This window comes from uncultured Tateyamaria sp., from assembly GCF_947494755.1.
Lineage (GTDB): Bacteria > Pseudomonadota > Alphaproteobacteria > Rhodobacterales > Rhodobacteraceae > Tateyamaria.
Window position 1 is genome coordinate 196,466 of record NZ_CANLVZ010000003.1, and the last position, 18,373, is coordinate 214,838.

An 18,373-nucleotide genomic window follows, 5' to 3' on the forward strand; every position below is an offset into this window, starting at 1 on the left:
GATGCCAAAATTGGTAACGCATATTAAGGCGCTCTATCCGACCCGTACCCCGTGGCTCCACACCCCACGGATCAGGGGGACTGTGTCAACAGTTTTGACGCGCAGGATATCGCCGCGCAGACCGACCTCAATGCGCCCGCGATCTGACAGCTTCACCGCCTGCGCCGGGTTGTCGGTGACGCAAGAGATGGCCCGCGGCAGGTCATCCCATCGCTCGGCCAGATGAAACGCGGACAACAGCAGCGCCGAAGGCACATAATCGGACGACACGATATCAAGGAGGTCTGCATCGACCAGATCACCGGCAGACACGTTGCCTGAGTGTGATGCGCCACGGATGATATTGGGGGCCCCCATCATGATCGCGACTCCCTTGTCCCGGCAGGCCTTGGCCGCTGCTTGGGTTGTGGGGAATTCGGCAAAGCGGACACCGTTCTTGTGTGACACGTGCACTTGCGCGGCCGTCGTGTCGTCATGGCTGGCAAGCACTGCGCCAAAGCGTGCGGCTTCGCGCACGGCACCGGCTTCGTGGGCGGCTGCATAGGTCGATTGCAGCCGCTTCAGGTTGGCAACATGGGCCTCAAAATCCGCGTCGGTCATCCCCCGCTTTTTGGCGATATAGGCTTTGAGTTTGACGAGATCGCGGAATTGTCTCTGCCCGGGTGTGTGATCCATCAGACTGACAATGCCGATCCGGTCGGCGGGCCCGAACGCAGCCATCTCGTCAAGCAGGGTTTCAGAGCAAATCTCTGCCCGCAGATGCAAGAAGTGGCTGATCCGAAAATGCCCCGCGGCCCGCGCGTTCAACAATTCGGTGGCAAGGTTGCGGGCGTAAGGCGCGTATCCCGCCTTGGCGTTCAGGATCGACCCGACGCGCATCGCGTCAAAGACGGTCGTGATCCCGGTCGAGGCCAGTTCAGCGTCATGTGCGATCAGCGCGGGCAAATGGGGCCAGTCGACTTTCGGACGTGGTTCGATGTGGCGTTCAAGGTTGTCGGTGTGCAGTTCGACAAGGCCGGGCAGAACGTAGTCGCCCGCGCAGTCTATTGCACCAATGGGGACGTTATCGCCTTCGCTTACCTCGGAGATCAGGCCGTCTGCGATTGTCACCGATCCGCGCATGACGCGATCCCGCAGGATCAGCTGCGCGTTGGCGAGGCACGCAGACCCCACGCTGGAAATTGGAGGTGACGCAGAGTTCATGGCCCGCATGTCGCAGGTTCAGCAATTCTTTGTCAAACGTCGGCGCGGGCCAGTATTACGATCTGCAATATCCGTTGTTGTCAGCTGTCGGCGGCGGGCACCTGTTCCTTTTTGCCGACCGGAAACAGCCTGCGGATCGCGACATAAAAGACGGGGGTAAAGAACAGCCCCAAAAAGGTAACCACGGACATCCCAAAGAACACGGCTGTCCCAAGCGCTTGCCTCATCTCGGATCCCGGCCCGGTCGCGAGCATCAGCGGCACAACGCCGAGGATGAACGCAAAGGCTGTCATCAGGATCGGACGCAGACGCAATCTGCTGGCCTCAATGGCAGCCTCGACTGGCGACATGTCATGCTCTTCCTGTGCCTGCTTGGCGAATTCCACGATCAGGATCGCGTTTTTGGCTGCCAACCCGACCAGTACGATCAAGCCCACCTGCGTCAGGATGTTGTTGTCCATGTCGCGGAACATCACCCCCGCAAGCGCACCTAGAACGGCCAAAGGCACGACCAAGACAATCGCGACCGGCAAGGCCCAGCTTTCGTAGAGTGCGGCAAGGAACAGAAACGCAAACAGGATCGAGAATGCAAAGATGTAGGCGGCGGTGTTGCCCTGGTTGCGTTCCTGCAAGGCAAGCTCGGTCCATTCGAAGTCGACGCCCGGCGGCATGACGGTTTCGGCCAACTCCTCCATCGCGATCAAGGCTTCGCCGGTTGAAATTCCGGGGCCTGCATTGCCTTGGATCGGCACCGACACCTGTTGGTTATAGCGCTGGACCAGCGCAGGCCCCGCCGTGTCGCGCACCGATACAAGCGTGCCAAGTGGCACCAGCGCACCCGTGGCCGAGCGAACGCGGAGAGAAGTTATATCCTCTTGGGCCAAGCGGAACTGCTCGTCCGCCTGAGCGCGGACCTGGAACAAGCGTCCAAAGGCGTTGAAGTCGTTTACATAAGAAGACCCAAGGTTGATCGACAGCGTTTCAAAGATATTGCCAATGGGCACGTTCAGCATCTGCGCGCGCACGCGATCAATCTCAAGATAGACTTGCGGCGAACTGGCGGAGAATGTGGTGAACACCCCCTGCACCGCATCCGACTGCGATGAGGCTCCCATCAGCGCAAAGGCGGTCTCAAGAACGCGGTTCATGTCGGCGCTCTCGTTATCCTTCAGCTGCATCTTGAAGCCGCCACCGTTGCCGACGCCGCGCACCGCTGGCGGGGCGATGGCGATGATGAAGGCGTCGCGCAAGACTTGCATCCGTCCAAACAACTGGCCGACGATCGCGTTGGCATCGAGGCCACTTTCAAGCCGGTTTTCAAATGTGTCGAAGGTCGTGAAAATGACACCCTGGTTGCTGGCATTGGTGAATGTCGCCCCCGAGAAACCTGCGAACGCGACCGCGTTGGTGACACCCGGCGTCTCGAGCGCGATATCCGTGGCCTGGCGAATGACGCTGTCCGTGCGATCCAGCGACGCGCCTTCGGGCAATTGGACCACCACGATGGCATAGCCTTGGTCGGCGTCTGGGATGAAGCCTGAGGGCACCTTTTGATTGATCCACCACGTCGTCCCGACCAATCCGGCAAACACGACAAAGCAGACGACAAGCATACCCGTCGAACTCACCAGCCCTTTGACGACGCTGGAGTACCATCCAGTCATTTTATCAAAGCCACGGTTGAAGGCGTTGGCAAACGGTCTGGTGACAATGGCAATCGGATTGCGCGATTTCTTGTCTGTTTTGGGTTTCAGGATCGCGGCGGCGAGCGCAGGGGACAGGCTGAGCGAGTTGACTGTCGAAATCACCGTGGCCACGGAAATGGTGACCGCGAATTGTTTATAGAATTGCCCGGTGATCCCCGGCACGAAGGCCGAAGGAACAAAGACAGCGATCAGAACAAGGGTGGTGCCAATAATCGCGCTTTGCACCTCGTCCATGGTGCGCGCGGATGCTTCGCGCGGGGTCATGCCGTCCGCAATGTTGCGTTCGACATTTTCAACCACCACGATGGCGTCATCCACAACGATCCCGATGGCCAGGATCAGGCCAAACAGCGTCAGCAGGTTCAATGTATATCCAAGCGCCAGCATCACGGCGAACGTCCCGATCAGCGACACGGGGATCGCCAGAAGCGGAATGACGGCCGTGCGCCAGTTCTGCAGGAACACGATGATTACAACGACGACCAACAGCACCGCTTCAAACAGCGTTTGGTAAACGGCGTTGACCGACGCTTCGATAAACTCGGTTGGATTGTAGACCACGTCGTATTCGAGCCCGGGGGGAAAATCCTCGGCCAGCACATCCATGAGATCGACGATTTCCTGAGCCGAGGCGAGCGCGTTGGAGCCGGGGCGCTGGAAAATGCCAAGCGCGACCGCGGGCTGGTTGTTGAGATACGAGTTGGTTGTGTAGGATCGAGCACCGATCTCTACACGCGCGACGTCGCGCACACGTACAACCCTTCCGTCATCCGATGCCTTTACAATGACGCGGCCAAATTCGCGCGGGCTTTCCAGCCGTCCTTGGGTCGTGACGGTGACTTGGAACGCGTTGTCGGCAGTGTTGGGCGGGGCCCCAAGTGATCCGCCCGAGACCTGCACGTTCTGTTCGCGCAAAGCGGCGACAACATCGCCTGCCGTCAGGCTGAGCGAGACAAGCTTGTCTGGATCAAGCCAGACGCGGGCCGAAAACTCGCGTTCGCCAAAGATCAGAAGATCGCCAACGCCGTCCAATCGCACCAACTGGTCGCGAACCCGCGATCGGGCATAGTTCGAGACATAAAGCTGGTCGAACGTCTCGTCCGGGGACAGCATGTGCACGACCATCATCAGGTCGGGCGAGGACTTGGTTGTGGTCACCCCAAGCGCACGCACCTCTTGGGGCAGGCGCGCCTCCGCGATGGACACGCGGTTCTGGACCAGAACCTGTGCAGCATCCAGATCCGTGCCCAGGTCAAAGGTGATTGTCAGTACCATCGTACCGTCCGCTGTCGCATAGGAAGACAGGTACAACATGCCCTCGACACCGTTGATTTCCTGTTCAAGCGGGGTCGCAACCGTCGCCGCAATGGTCGCCGCATCGGCACCGGGATAGCTGGCGCGCACCACGATGGACGGTGGCGCGATCTGTGGATATTGCTCGATCGGCAGCTGGAGGTAAGAGATAATCCCAAGGATGGTCGTGATTACGGCCACGACAATGGCAAAGATCGGGCGGCTAACGAAAAAGCGACCCACTCTAGTTTTCCGCGATCAGCGGCAGTTCGATCCGCTCGGGGGTTACGACGCTGCCCGGGCGGGCGCGAATGATCCCCTCGACCACAATTGTTTCGCTGCCATCCAGCCCCTCGCGCACCACGCGGTAACCATCAATTGTCGGACCGGGCCGGATCGGAATGGGCGTCACGTTGCCTTCGTCATCGACTGACATAACAAGACGGCGGTTTTGATCGGCGACGATGGCCGCATCAGGGATCAGGATGCCCTCGTAAGGCAGTGAGCCGGGCACGTTCACGCGGCCGAACAGGCCGGGGGTAAGTATGTCGTCCGCGTTTTCCAACACGGCGCGGACACGCATTGTGCCTGTATCTGCATCCAGCCGGTTTTCGGAGAAATCGAGGTAGCCACTGATCGGTTCAACACTGGCGTCCGACAGCGAAACTTTGACCTCAAGCTGGCCAGCGCCTTCCTGCAGGGAGGCACCGCGCACGCGTGCGTCGCGGGCATAAGCCAGAAAGTAGCGTTCATTGATATCGAACACGAAGTATATGGGGTCCGAAGACACGATAGACGTCAATCGGGTGTCATTGGCCCCGACAAGATTGCCCGGATCAACAAGCGTTTGGTCGATACGACCCGACATCGGCGCCGTAATCCGCGAATATTCCATGTCGAGTTCGGCCAATTCCAGTGCAGCACGCGCCTGTTCGCGTGCCCCTTGCGCTGACAGGTAGGCTTCGCGGCGTTCATCCACCAGGCTTTGCGGGATCGTCCCGTTCTCAATCAACGCTTCCGCGCGCTCGAGCTGCTCTTGCGCAAAGTCGAAACTGGCTTGGGCGACGTCGATTTGAGCCTGGGCTTGGCGTAGGGCGGTTTGAAACTGGCGTTGGTCAATGCTGAACAACAGTTGACCTTCTTCGACCCGCGCGCCTTCGGTAAAGTGGATTTCTTCTAGGTAGCCTGACACGCGAGAGCGCACGATGACTTCTGCCCGTGCTTCGAACCGGCCCACAAACTCGTCGTCCTCCACGATGGTTTTCACCACCGGTGAGGCGACAGTGACCGGGGGCGGCCCATCCTGTGCGGCGGCGAGTGTTGCTGCGAGGCTAAGTGTGAATGCTGCGAGGACGGGGCGAATTGTCATGGCAAAGCAACCTCTTTTTCGTGTCGGAGGCATCCCCGGGGCTGACCTTGGTTCTAGCTTTCGGCTGTCTGGGGTCAAGGGCCGCTTCACCCCGCCATCTTGCCTGTGATGGGGGGGGGAACCCTCGAAAGAGTACACCCCTGCAGCGGCTTGGCCGTGGTCGAGCAATTGATGGGCTCCTAAATCATTTATGTGTGAGGGGCATTCGGGATGACCCAATCTGCCCGCCATTTAAGCAGCCAGACCGGCCTGACGGCATTTCGCGCTTCGAGCTTAAGCGGGTTAGCTGCTGGCTGTGCGGCTCTGGTCTGGACCATGTAAAAAATTGCGAACAAATATTTTTTCGCATGTAAAAATATGTCGACCTCTATATTTGAATTGGTATAGTGAAGAGCGAGAGACAGCCGGAGAGCACCCATGCCGAAGCCAAGGATCAATACGATGGAGGAGTTGTCGGTTGCCATCGGTGTATCCCGGCCGACGCTATCGCGTTTTTTTCAGGATCCAACCTCGGTCAAGGCCAACACGGTAGAGCGGATCGAGCAGGGACTGACCCAAGTTGAGTACGTGCCAAACTTCTTTGCGACGCGCCTCAATCGCAAATCGACAGGCATGATCGGGGTCATCATTCCCTACCTGAATGATCTGTTTTTCACCAAGCTGCTGCAGTCTGTGGAAGAGGCGGCTATGCACGCGGGGCTCACCGTTATCACGCAGTGCTCACACTCTGATCCCGCCATCGAGGCCCGCGCCGCAGAGACGTTTATGTCGATGAATGTGGATGGTGCATTGGTGGCCCCATTGGGCGATCACAGCGATCAGGCCGTGCAGCTTCGGCTCAAATCTCGGCTGCCCTTTGTGCTGATGGATTCGCGCCCCACGACCATGCCAAACGTCGATTTTGTTGGTACAAATCACCAACAAAGCACTGGATTAATAACTGAATATCTGTGTCGCGTGGGTGATCCACCGGCCTTTCTTGCCATGCCGCGAGTGAACTTTAACGCACTTGAGCGCGAGGCAGCGTACATCGCGCAGATGGAAAAACTGGGGTTCGAGCCCGAGGTTCTGGGCACCGAATCCATCTCTGACAGCGCCCATTTCGAAGAGCATGGAGAGGCGATTCTTGATACTGAATTTGCGCATGGCCGCCTGACCGATCGGTCGATTCTGTGCGTGAATGATCGCGTGGCCATCGGCGCGATACGTGCCGCAGCGCGGCACGGTCTGATGCCTGGGCGCGGGGCCAAAGGCGGATTGCGGATTGCCGGGCATGACGACTATCCGCTGTGCCCTTACCTTAATCCTGCTTTGACAACTGTCGCGCAAAACACTGATGCCATTGGGAAGAAGGCGGTTTCTCGGCTGCTGCAAATGATCCGCGGTGAGGTATCCGACGATACGCCCGAGATAACGCTTTTCGATGGCGAGCTTAAACTGCGCGAGTCCGCCTGAAGTAAATCAGATGCCGCATCGCAGAATATGGCGAGCCCCAAAAAATAACCTTGACTCGTGTCGGACTCGCTCACAATATTTACGCGTGTAAAAGGGAGGACATCAATGTCTATAATGAAAACACTGCTGACCACTGCGGTTGGCCTGGGCCTGACGGCTGGCATCGCTGCCGCGGATGGTCACGCAAAGACAATCACCATCGCTACCGTGAACAATGGCGACATGATCCGTATGCAGGGTTACACAGACCAGTTCACCGAACAGACCGGCATCAACGTCGAGTGGGTGACGCTGGAAGAGAACGTGCTGCGCCAGCGTGTCACAACAGACATCACGACAAACGGTGGGTCCTTCGACATCATGACGATCGGCATGTACGAAACGCCGATCTGGGGTGCCAACGGCTGGCTTGTCCCGCTGGATGACCTCTCGGATGAGTACAACGTCGGCGACATCCTGCCCGCGATGGCCGGTGGTCTGAGCCACGACGGCACGCTGTATGCGGCACCGTTCTACGGCGAAAGCTCGATGGTGATGTATCGCACCGACCTGATGGAAGCGGCTGGCATGGAAATGCCTGATGCGCCGACATGGGAATTCATCGCCGAAGCTGCGGCTGCGATGACCGACCGTGATCAGGAAATCAACGGCATCTGCCTGCGCGGCAAAGCCGGTTGGGGCGAAGGTGGTGCATTCATCACTGCGATGTCCAACTCGTTCGGTGCACGCTGGTTCGACGAAGACTGGAACGCACAGTTCGACACCGAAGCGTGGGCGAACACCGTCAACTTCTTCAAGAACATGATGGACGCTTCCGGTCCTGCCGGTTACGCGACAAACGGGTTTAACGAAAACCTGTCGTTGTTCCAGCAAGGCAAGTGCGGCATGTGGATCGACGCAACAGTTGCGGCATCCTTTGTGACCAACCCTGACGAGTCGACTGTTGCTGACAGCGTCGGCTTTGCACTGGCACCTGACAATGGTTTGGGCAAACGCTCCAACTGGCTCTGGGCCTGGGCGCTCGCCGTTCCTGCGGGCACACAGCAAGAAGCTGAAGCCAAGCAGTTCATCGAGTGGGCGACAAGCACCGACTACATCGAACTGGTTGCCGGCAACGAAGGTTGGGCCAACGTGCCTCCGGGTGCGCGTACATCGCTGTACGAAAACCCTGAGTACCAGAAAGTGCCTTTCGCACAGATGACTCTGGACTCGATCCTGTCGGCTGACCCCAACAACTCCACAGTTGAACCAAGCCCCTATGTGGGTGTCCAGTTCGCTGCGATCCCAGAGTTCGCGGGTATTGCGACCGAAGTGAGCCAGGAGTTCTCGGCCGCCTATGCCGGTCAGCAGACCGTCGAGCAGGCTCTTGCCAACGCGCAAGAGATCACGACCGAAGCAATGGAAGCGGCCGGCTACTAAGCCTTCCGACTCAACATCTCAGGCGGCGCGTTTGTCGCGCCGCCTGATCTGTCAGATCTTTCTGCGATTATCGGCTCTTTCGCGAATTCCGGCTGGAATTTCCGCAAGCTTCGATTCCGTGCGTATTCACTTTCAATCAAAGGAACACTGACATGGCTACAGCGCATTCCCGATCCGCCGCCCGCATCATGATCGCACCCGCAGTGTTCCTATTGCTGGTGTGGATGCTCGTCCCGCTCTGCATGACGCTTTACTTCTCGTTTGCCGATTACCGCCCGCTGCGCGCCACGTTTGATGCATGGATCGGGTTTGACAACTACGTTCGCTTCGTCAGTTCGTCCTCGTTCCTGAGGTCGGTTGGCACAACCCTGTGGATGGTGGGCGGTATTCTGTCGATCACCATCGTGGGCGGAGTATTGATGGCGCTACTGCTCGACCGGCAGATGTACGGTCAGGGCATTGTCCGCATTCTCGTCATCGCACCCTTCTTTGTGATGCCCACTGTGTCCGCGCTTGTGTGGAAGAACATGTTCTTCAACGTTGACAATGGGCTGTTTTCCTACCTCTACAAGTTCCTCGGATTGCAGCCGTATGACTTTCTCAGTCAGGCACCGGTATTCTCGATCGTGATCATTGTGGCCTGGCAATGGTTGCCCTTTGCGACGCTGATCCTTCTGACGGCGGTGCAGTCGCTGGACAGTGAGCAGCTTGAGGCCGCCGAGATGGACGGGGCGCCCGTGCTGTCGCGGTTCCGCTTTATCATCCTGCCGCACCTCAGCCGAGCGATCACGGTTGTAATCCTGATCCAGACGATCTTCTTGCTGTCGATCTTTGCCGAGATTTTCGTGACCACCAACGGCGCCTTTGGCACCCGCACGCTGACCTATCTGGTCTACCAGCGCGTGTTGGAAAGCCAGAACGTGGGCCTTGGATCCGCCGGGGGCATCATTGCCGTCATCCTTGCCAACATTGTTGCGATCTTCCTGATGCGGATCGTCGGCAAGAACCTCGATAACTGAGGGAGGACTTAGATATGGCCCGCGCAATCACCACCAAACAGAAAGTCATCTGGACGGCCCTTGCATGGGCGTTTGGTCTGCTGATGTTCTTTCCGATCATGTGGACGTTCCTGACCTCTTTCAAAACCGAAGGGACAGCTATCGCCGATCCGCCCGTTTGGTTCTTCTTTGACTGGACGCTTGAGAATTACACGGCCGTTCAGGAACGCTCGAACTATCCCAAGGCGTTGATGAACTCGATCATCATTGCGGTCGGCTCGACCTTGCTCGGTATCCTGATCGCGGTGCCAGCGGCCTGGTCCATGGCCTTTGTGCCCGGTAAGCGCACCAAGGACGTGCTCTTGTGGATGCTCAGCACCAAAATGCTGCCCGCCGTTGGCGTCCTCTATCCGCTGGTGCTGCTGGCCAAGTGGCTGGGTGTGATGGACAGTCGCGCGCTGTTGATCGTGGTGCTGATGCTGATCAACCTGCCGATCATCGTCTGGATGCTTTACACGTACTTCAAGGAAATCCCTGGTGAGATCCTTGAGGCATCGCGTATGGACGGGGCGAGCCTGCGTTCCGAAATCCTCTATGTGCTGACGCCCATGGCTTTGCCGGGTATCGCCTCGACCATTCTGCTCAACATCATTCTGGCCTGGAACGAAGCGTTTTGGACCATCCTTCTGACCACCGTAGATGCGGCACCACTCACGGCCTTTATCGCCAGCTTCTCCGCTCCTGAGGGTCTTTTTTACGCCAAACTGTCGGCGGCTTCTATGATGGCAATTGCGCCCATTCTGATCATGGGCTGGTTCAGCCAGAAACAACTTGTCCGCGGCCTGACGTTCGGCGCGGTGAAATAAGGAACCTGACCAATGGGACAGATCACACTTAACCAAGTCACCAAGAGCTTCGGCGACGTGCAAGTTATCCCGCCGCTTGATCTTCAGATCAACGAGGGCGAGTTTGTGGTTTTTGTCGGCCCCTCGGGTTGTGGCAAGTCGACCTTGTTGCGCCTGATCGCCGGGCTTGAAGATACAACATCCGGCGACATCAGCATCGACGGCAAGAACGCTACCGAATTGCCCCCCGCCAAGCGCGGGCTGGCGATGGTGTTCCAGTCCTACGCGCTTTATCCGCACATGTCCGTGCGCAAGAACATCGCGTTCCCGATGCGCATGGCGGGTCTGGACGAGGCAACGCAAAAGACCAAGATCGAGGCTGCGGCCAAGGCGCTGAACCTTACGGACTACCTTGATCGCAAGCCGGGGCAATTGTCCGGTGGTCAGCGCCAGCGTGTTGCCATTGGCCGCGCGATTGTACGTGAGCCTGCTGCGTTCCTGTTTGACGAGCCGCTGTCGAATCTTGATGCGGCCCTGCGTGTGGGAATGCGCCTTGAGATTTCCGAGCTGCACAAAAAGCTCGAAACCACGATGATCTACGTGACGCACGATCAGGTCGAAGCGATGACGATGGCCGACAAGATCGTTGTGTTGCAGGCCGGAGTGATTGAACAGGTTGGCTCGCCACTCGAGCTCTACCACACACCACGCAACAAGTTTGTGGCGGGCTTTATCGGCTCACCCAAGATGAACCTGATTGAAGGGCCCGAGGCGGCCAAGCACGATGCGACCACTATCGGCATTCGTCCCGAGCACATGACCGTGTCCAAGATCGAAGGGGCTTGGAAAGGCCGCGTTGGCGTGGCCGAACATTTGGGGTCCGATACATTTATTCACATCCATGAGACCGGGCTTATGGATATGATGACCGTCCGCATCACCGGCGACATTGAGGCGACACATGGGGACACGATCTACCTGACGCCGATGGCTGATCAGATGCACCGTTTTGACGCGCAAGGCATGCGCATCTGATGAAACGGCTCGACGGTAAATCGGCCCTGATCACAGGGGCCGGTCGCGGCATCGGGCGCGGGTTTGCCGAGGCCTATCTGGCCGAAGGGGCGCGCGTCGCGATTGCTGACATCGATCTGGAGCTGGCGCAGGAGACTGCCAGGGCCCTGGGGGAAAGGGCCTATGCCATCCAGATTGATGTCAGTGACCAGGATAGCATTGATGCCGCCATTGCCTCCGTCGTATCACATGCGGGCAAGCTGGATATCCTGATCAACAACGCCGCCTTGTTTGACGCCGCCGAGACGGTGGATATCACCCGCGACAGCTATGACAGGCTTTATGCCGTCAATGTGGCAGGCACCCTGTTCACCATGCAGGCAGCGGCCAAACAGATGATCGCCCAGGGCCACGGTGGCAAGATCATCAACATGGCATCGCAAGCCGGGCGGCGCGGCGAAAGCCTTGTGTTGGTCTATTGCTCGACCAAGGCGGCGGTGATTTCGATGACGCAATCGGCAGGGTTGAACCTGATCAAGCATGGGATCAACGTGAACGCCATCGCACCGGGCGTCGTCGATGGTGCCCATTGGGATCATGTGGACGCGATGTTTGCCAAACTCGAAGGCAAAGAGCCGGGCCAGAAGAAGGCCGAGGTGGCTGCGGGTGTGCCTGCGGGCCGCTTTGCGGAGCCTTCTGATTTGACGGGTATGGCAGTCTTTCTGGCATCCTCTGACTCCGATTATATTCTGTCGCAGACGTATAACGTCGACGGCGGCCAGTGGATGAGTTGATGAAATTGAACCTGAATACCCTCAGCGATTTGCCAAGCGCGGTGCGCACCCCAAGCTATGATCGCGCCGACTTGTCCGCGGGTATCGTTCACATTGGGTTGGGGAATTTTCATCGTGGCCATCAGGCGTGGTATCTGCATCGGCTGATGGATCAGGGGCTGGCGCATGATTGGGCGATCTTGGGTGCCGGTGTACGCGCAGGCGACGCGGCCCAACGCGAAAAGCTGTTGGCGCAGGATTGTCTGACGACGCTGATCGAACTCGACCCCTCCGGCAAATCGGCGGAGGTGACCGGGTCAATGATCGGATTTGTCCCTGTTGCGGATGACAATGCGCCCCTGATTGCGCACATGGCTGAGCCGTCCATCCGTATCGTGTCGATGACAGTGACAGAGGGCGGCTATTATCAAACCGTTGAGGGTACGCTGGATGCGGATCATGCTGATATCCAGCATGATGTTGCATTACCGGACACGCCCAGAACCGCCTTTGGCGCCATGGTCGCAGCCCTCAAGCTGCGCCGCGCAAGCGGAGCCGGTCCGTTTACCTGTCAAAGCTGTGACAACCTGCAAGGCAACGGAGACATCCTGCGTCAGACAGTTGTGGGGCTGGCGCGGTTGTCTGACCCCGACCTTGCCGATTGGATCGAAGAGACCGTCACGTTTCCCAATTCCATGGTCGATTGCATTGTCCCGGCGACCGGGCAGACCGAACTGGCGCTGGCCCAATCCCTTGGGATCGATGACGCTGTGCCCGTGACCCACGAAAACTTCCGCCAATGGGTGATCGAGGACAAGTTTTGCGCAGGCCGCCCTGACTGGGACAAGGTTGGTGCAACATTTACCGACGATGTGCACACTTACGAGGCGATGAAGCTGCGCCTGCTCAATGCGGGTCACCAGATCATCGCGACGCCGGGCGAGTTGTTGTCTGTCGCCACCATTGCAGGCACGATGGCCAACCCATTGATCGGACCGGTGTTTGCCAAGATCGCGGTCGAAGAAATCGTGCCTCACGTTGTCGCGGTCCCCGGAATGACGCCCACGGCTTATGTCGATCTGATCACCAAGCGGTTTGCGAATCCTGAAATCTACGACACTACGCGGCGGGTCGCCTTTGACGGCTCGTCCCGGCATCCGGGCTTTTTGCACCCCGTGATCCGCGATGCGCTGGCGGCAGGAACGCCGATTGACGGCCTCGCCTTGGTCGAAGCGTTGTGGGCCCGCATGTGCGCCGGCACCCGAGAGGACGGCAGCGTCATTGCCCCTAATGACCCTCATTGGGGACAGTTGACCGCACAGGCGCAACAGACCCGCAACGATCCGATGGCATGGTTGCGCCAGGAACAGTTTTACGGTGATCTCGGCAACAACGCCCGTTTTGCCGAAAGCTTTACGCGCTGGTTGACGTTGGTATGGGCCGAAGGCACAGAGGCGGCGCTGCGCACCTATCTGGGCCACTAGGCCGCTCAGGAAGATACCCGATCCGAGTTGAAATTGCTGGCTGTCAGGCCCAGCTATCGGGTCAGCAAGGATCACGTCATGCCCAAAACACCCAGCCCCTGTATTGATGTGTGCAAGTTCAAACGCGAGGGGCATTGCATCGGGTGTTCCATGACCAAGGCGCAGAAATCCATGTTCAAAGCCCTGAAGAAAGACACCCATCGCAAGGGCTTTATCGAAATGCTGACCGCGCAGCAGGCCCGCTTGGGCCGCTACGAGCATTGGGAGCTGGCCTACCGCAAAAAGCTCGCCAAAAAGAAAATCGCGGCCGAGGATGTCCTCTGACCGCGATGGGTTTGGAGTCTCGTTTGTGGATCAGTCGGTGAGGTGGGCTCGCAGCATCCATGCAAACTTCTCGTGGGTCTGACCGCGCGCGATGCACAAATCCTCTGTCAGGGTGTCGCCGTGATCTGCCGCTAGCGCGCCACTGCCTGCAAGCGTCGCGGCAAGCGTTTCCTGCGCTTCTTTCAACAGCTTGATCATCTGCTGATCGCTTGCGTGACCATCATGTTCCTGCACTTTGGACCGCTTTAGCATTCCGGCCAATGTACCGCCGGCGTGGGCGTCCAAGGCGCGGATTCGTTCGGCCAGGTCGTCCTGAGCCACAAAGTGATCTTCGTAGATCGTCTGGAACAACTCGTGCAGCGGGCCAAAAGCCATCCCCTTGACATTCCAGTGGAAATTTTGCGCCAACATGGTCGCGACGGCGGTCTCTGCGACGGATTGGTTCAGTGCGTCCGCGATGGCGGTACGTGCGTCTGTGTTCAACGCTGCGGCGGTCTGTGTCATATGCTTACCCTCGAAAGTTGTCTGATCTGGCTGGCACTGTGCTGGCTATGCCATGAACATAGAGGCTGGCTGTCACTTGCCAAGTCGCTTTTAGAATTATTCTAAAGTTTGGTGTGCTGGCTTGCAAAAATGTGATGACTGGAGTCTGCAACAGTCTTGCAGGATCGTCACTAAACAGGCTGATAGGGCGACGACGTCCTTATCAAAGGACCGGCCGTTCTCGGATTTTGGGGGTGGTTGGTGCCCAGAAGAGGACTCGAACCTCCACGTCCATACGGACACTAGCACCTGAAGCTAGCGCGTCTACCATTCCGCCATCTGGGCACGAAGTGGTTCGGGCTGATTAAGCGTAGCGGGCAAAGGTGTCAATCTGATTCTGGACTGGGCCGGGGCCGGACTTGCAGACGGCTTCGGCTGGCCTTTTCCGGAACAAAGAACAGCGCCCCCGTGCCAATTTGGCGTCTTGTCTGTGCATGGGGCGGGGCGTAGATATGGACCAAATTTGTGTGCGAGGAGCGCGTTATGTCCAAGCTGGTCACTATTTATGGCGGGTCCGGGTTTGTCGGTCGGTATATCGCACGCCGCATGGCCAAAGCCGGTTGGCGCGTGCGTGTTGCTGTGCGTCGCCCGAACGAGGCGATCTTTGTCAAACCCTACGGCGTTGTCGGTCAGGTCGAGCCGGTCTTGTGCAACATCCGCGACGACACCTCTGTCGGGCAGGTGATGGCGGGCGCGGACGCAGTTGTAAATTGTGTCGGTATTCTCGCGGCAAACGGCAAGAACACTTTTGAAGCTGTGCAGTCCGAAGGTGCTGGCCGCATCGCGCGCATTGCTGCGGCACAGGGCGTGTCAAAGATGGTACAAATCTCGGCCATCGGCGCGGATGTGGACAGCGAAAGTGACTATGCCCGCACCAAGGGTCTGGGCGAACAGGCGGTTCTGGAGCATATGCCGGACGCCGTGATCCTGCGGCCCTCAATTGTGTTTGGGGCCGAGGATGAGTTTTTCAATCGCTTCGCATCCATGACCCGGCTAGGTCCTGTGCTGCCCGTCGTTGGGGCCGATACGCTGTTTCAACCGGTCTATGTCGATGATGTGGCCAAGGCGGCTGAGCTGGCGTTGACCACTGACGTGACCCCGGGGATTTACGAGCTTGGCGGACCGGACGTGCGCGATTTCCGGTCGTTGATGGCCACAATGCTGGACGTCATTCGCCGTCGCCGCATGGTGGTGAACATCCCGTTCCCGATGGCTGCCTTGATGGGTTTTGGCTTTGATATGGCCAACACGCTGTCTCTCGGATTGGTACCGGCCCAGATCACGCGCGATCAGGTGCGCAACCTGCGCAATGACAATGTCGTCGCGGAGGATGCGATGGGGTTTGCCGCGCTGGGCATTGAACCTGTGGCCCTTGAAACCGTGTTGCCAGACTATCTGTGGCGTTTCCGCCCGTCAGGTCAATACGACGCGATCAAGGAAAGTGCCAAGAACCTGAAGGCCTAGGTGTAGGCCCAGATCAACAGGCTCACCCCCAAGGCGATCCGGTAGATCACGTAAGGTGTGAAGCTGACGCTGCGCAATAGACGCATCATAAGGGTCAGCGCCAAAAGTGCGGCGACAAATGCAAAGGCCGCCGCGACAGACGCATCGCGCATCAACGCCCAGTTCGCGTCCCCGATGATGTCGAGGCTCAGCACGGCACCCGACGCGATGATCACCGGGATCGACATCAGCATCGCCAGTTTTGCCGCGTCTTCACGTGCGTATCCCAAGCGTCGTGCGGCCGTGATCGTGATGCCTGACCGCGAAGTACCGGGGATCAGCGCAAGGCATTGGGCCAGACCCATGAGGGCTGCGTCCTTCAACGTCCAACGCTCTGCGGTGCGGGTTGTGCCGCCGGTTCGGTCCGCCCAATAAAGCACGACGCCAAAGATCAGCATGGTCCAGCCGATCACAGCTACCGACCGCATCGTCTCATCCAGACCTGTCAGTTTGATGACAAGGCCAACCAAGACCGCCGGTATCGTCGCAATGATCAGGCACAGCGCGAGGAAGGCACCGGGCGTATCGATCCGCCCCTTGATCAGCCGGGTCAGGCCGATCGTCGCGATCCAGACGTCCTGGCGGAAATAGAGGATGACGGCCAGCAAAGTGCCGACATGCACCGCAACGTCAATGGCCAGCCCTTGATCTGGTGTACCCGTCAACGCAGGCAACAAGATGAGGTGGCCAGAAGATGAAACCGGGAGGAACTCGGTCACGCCTTGGATGATAGCCACAATCAAGAGTTGAAACAGAGTCATGGGGTCGGGCACCTTTGTGTTATACCTTTGGTACAAGTCTCTGATTCTGGACGCAAACGCGCAAATGAATCCGATTCGGACCTAATAATCATGAATGAGTAGCGATCGCTGAGTAAAATCGGCAAAAAATGTTTGTGGTATGTCAGCAATGCTGACTTTTATTCCACCCAAGTTTGATTTACTCCCCGCGCACGACCTTTGACTGGCAGGAGCGGACTATGGCTGAGCAACCGATGCTGAAATTTGTTAAGATCGAACGCGACATGCCTGAAAAGCGTGAAGCCGAAGTGCGCCGTGAAGACTTCAACGAGATCTACGCCGAATACGCTGACGCCAAAGCCAAAGAACAATCGAGCCGGTGTTCGCAATGCGGTGTGCCCTACTGTCAGTCCCACTGCCCGCTGCACAACAACATCCCCGACTGGCTGCGCCTGACCGCAGAAGGCCGTCTGCGCGAAGCCTATGAGGTGAGCCAGGCGACCAACACGTTCCCTGAAATCTGTGGCCGGATTTGCCCGCAGGATCGCCTGTGCGAAGGCAACTGCGTCATCGAATCCTCGGGCCATGGCACCGTCACCATCGGCTCGGTCGAAAAATACATCACCGACACAGCGTGGGAAAAAGGTTGGGTGATGTCCATCGCACCAAGCACGGAACGTGCCGAGAGCGTCGGGATAATCGGTGCGGGGCCGGGTGGGCTGGCAGCGGCTGATGTTCTGCGCCGCGCAGGGGTGCAAGTCACCGTTTATGACCGTCATGATCGTGCTGGTGGTTTGCTGACCTACGGCATCCCGGGTTTCAAGCTGGAAAAGGACGTCGTGATGCGGCGCAATGAACAGCTTGAGAAGGGCGGCGTGACGTTCAAGCTGAACTGCGCCGTTGGTGAAGACATCTCGTTTGCGGATATTCACGCCGCCCACGACGCCGTCATCGTTGCGACCGGTGTGTACAAAAGCCGTGAGCTTTCCATGCCGAACGCCGAAGCCGCAGGTGTCGAGCGCGCTATTGATTTCCTTACTGTCAGCAATCGCAAGAGCTTTGGCGACGCGGTAGACGATTTCGAGTCAGGCCGCATGAACGCCAAGGGCAAGCGCGTCGTCGTGATTGGTGGGGGCGACACAGCGATGGACTGCGTGCGCACGTCAATCCGGCAGGGTGCCACTTCGGTGAAGTGTCTTTATCGTCGGGACCGCGCCAACATGCCCGGCAGTCAACGCGAAGTGCAAAACGCCGAAGAAGAAGGCGTAGTCTTCGAATGGCTGAGCGCGCCCAAAGGGTTCACCACCGATGGCGATTATGTGTCGGGTGTCATGGTCCAGAAAATGCGTCTGGGTGCCCCCGACGCAACTGGTCGCCAAGCCCCTGAGGTGATCGAGGGTGCGGATTACGTCGAAGAGGCCGATCTGGTGATCAAGGCGCTTGGCTTCGAACCCGAAGAATTGCCAACCCTGTGGGACCAGCCAGAGCTTGAGGTGACCCGTTGGGGTACGGTCAAGGCCGAGTTCACGACAGGCAAGACGGCCATGCCTGGCGTCTACGCGGTGGGCGACATCGTGCGCGGCGCATCGCTGGTTGTGTGGGCCATCAAGGACGGGCGCGACTGCGCCGAGGCGATCCTTGAGCAGTTCGGTGCAGCCGCCATCGCGGCTGAATAAGCCGCCAGATTACCGTAGTAAAACGTCA

General features: G+C 58.4%; 15 protein-coding genes and 1 tRNA gene. 10 read left to right on the forward strand and 6 right to left on the reverse strand.

From position 1 onward, the window contains the following. Positions 1-33 precede the first annotated feature (33 nt). From Q0908_RS05380 to Q0908_RS05390, 3 genes are all read right to left on the reverse strand, one after another. A complete protein-coding gene (locus tag Q0908_RS05380) occupies positions 34-1,203 on the reverse strand; it encodes an alpha-D-ribose 1-methylphosphonate 5-triphosphate diphosphatase (RefSeq protein ID WP_299281620.1) in 1,170 nt (389 codons plus the stop codon). An 80-nt stretch (positions 1,204-1,283) separates the two neighbouring features. Next, positions 1,284-4,445, reverse strand: coding sequence for a multidrug efflux RND transporter permease subunit (locus tag Q0908_RS05385; RefSeq protein ID WP_299281622.1), 3,162 nt, complete (start codon positions 4,443-4,445; stop codon positions 1,284-1,286). 1 nt (position 4,446) lies between these two features. Further along, positions 4,447-5,571 carry an efflux RND transporter periplasmic adaptor subunit gene (locus Q0908_RS05390; protein ID WP_299281624.1) on the reverse strand — a complete coding sequence of 375 codons (1,125 nt, stop codon included), beginning with the start codon at positions 5,569-5,571 and terminating at the stop codon, positions 4,447-4,449. A gap of 417 nt (positions 5,572-5,988) precedes the next feature. Here Q0908_RS05390 and Q0908_RS05395 point away from each other — a divergent pair, with 417 nt between their 5' ends. The 8 genes from Q0908_RS05395 to Q0908_RS05430 all read left to right on the forward strand — a co-directional run bounded on the left by Q0908_RS05395 (position 5,989) and on the right by Q0908_RS05430 (position 13,883). Next, positions 5,989-7,026 carry a LacI family DNA-binding transcriptional regulator gene (locus Q0908_RS05395; RefSeq protein ID WP_299281626.1) on the forward strand — a complete coding sequence of 346 codons (1,038 nt, stop codon included), beginning with the start codon at positions 5,989-5,991 and terminating at the stop codon, positions 7,024-7,026. A gap of 105 nt (positions 7,027-7,131) precedes the next feature. Beyond that, on the forward strand, positions 7,132-8,445 hold the full coding sequence (locus Q0908_RS05400) for a sugar ABC transporter substrate-binding protein (RefSeq protein WP_299281628.1): 1,314 nt from the start codon (positions 7,132-7,134) through the stop codon (positions 8,443-8,445). A gap of 152 nt (positions 8,446-8,597) precedes the next feature. Beyond that, entirely contained in the window at positions 8,598-9,464 is an 867-nt protein-coding gene (locus tag Q0908_RS05405; protein ID WP_299281630.1) for a sugar ABC transporter permease, read from the forward strand. Positions 9,465-9,478: 14 nt separating this feature from the next. Then, positions 9,479-10,309, forward strand: coding sequence for a carbohydrate ABC transporter permease (locus Q0908_RS05410; protein WP_299152846.1), 831 nt, complete (start codon positions 9,479-9,481; stop codon positions 10,307-10,309). Positions 10,310-10,321: 12 nt separating this feature from the next. Then, positions 10,322-11,323, forward strand: coding sequence for an ABC transporter ATP-binding protein (locus tag Q0908_RS05415; protein WP_299281631.1), 1,002 nt, complete (start codon positions 10,322-10,324; stop codon positions 11,321-11,323). After that, complete coding sequence (locus Q0908_RS05420; RefSeq protein ID WP_299281633.1) at positions 11,323-12,096, forward strand: L-iditol 2-dehydrogenase; 774 nt, start codon at positions 11,323-11,325, stop codon at positions 12,094-12,096. The genes Q0908_RS05415 and Q0908_RS05420 overlap by 1 nt, the downstream gene beginning before the upstream one ends. Continuing rightward, complete coding sequence (locus Q0908_RS05425) at positions 12,096-13,559, forward strand: mannitol dehydrogenase family protein (RefSeq protein ID WP_299281635.1); 1,464 nt, start codon at positions 12,096-12,098, stop codon at positions 13,557-13,559. Before Q0908_RS05420 ends, Q0908_RS05425 begins: the two co-directional genes overlap by 1 nt. Before the next feature lie 78 nt (positions 13,560-13,637). Further along, entirely contained in the window at positions 13,638-13,883 is a 246-nt protein-coding gene (locus Q0908_RS05430; RefSeq protein WP_299281637.1) for a DUF1289 domain-containing protein, read from the forward strand. 30 nt (positions 13,884-13,913) lie between these two features. Here Q0908_RS05430 and Q0908_RS05435 read toward each other — a convergent pair whose 3' ends face one another. Together Q0908_RS05435 and Q0908_RS05440 are read right to left on the reverse strand one after the other, a co-directional pair. After that, positions 13,914-14,387, reverse strand: a complete 474-nt coding sequence (locus Q0908_RS05435) for a DNA starvation/stationary phase protection protein (RefSeq protein WP_299281639.1) — start codon at positions 14,385-14,387, stop codon at positions 13,914-13,916. Between the two features lie 238 nt (positions 14,388-14,625). Beyond that, a tRNA-Leu gene (locus Q0908_RS05440) sits at positions 14,626-14,711 on the reverse strand. 198 nt (positions 14,712-14,909) lie between these two features. Here Q0908_RS05440 and Q0908_RS05445 point away from each other — a divergent pair. Then, positions 14,910-15,890, forward strand: a complete 981-nt coding sequence (locus tag Q0908_RS05445) for a complex I NDUFA9 subunit family protein (protein WP_299281641.1) — start codon at positions 14,910-14,912, stop codon at positions 15,888-15,890. Here the strand turns inward: Q0908_RS05445 and Q0908_RS05450 are convergent. After that, on the reverse strand, positions 15,887-16,690 hold the full coding sequence (locus Q0908_RS05450) for an undecaprenyl-diphosphate phosphatase (RefSeq protein WP_299281642.1): 804 nt from the start codon (positions 16,688-16,690) through the stop codon (positions 15,887-15,889). The two genes, Q0908_RS05445 and Q0908_RS05450, sit on opposite strands and share 4 nt — an antisense overlap. A gap of 218 nt (positions 16,691-16,908) precedes the next feature. Here Q0908_RS05450 and Q0908_RS05455 point away from each other — a divergent pair, with 218 nt between their 5' ends. Continuing rightward, complete coding sequence (locus Q0908_RS05455) at positions 16,909-18,345, forward strand: NAD(P)-dependent oxidoreductase (protein WP_299281644.1); 1,437 nt, start codon at positions 16,909-16,911, stop codon at positions 18,343-18,345. The last annotated feature ends 28 nt before the right edge of the window (positions 18,346-18,373 follow it).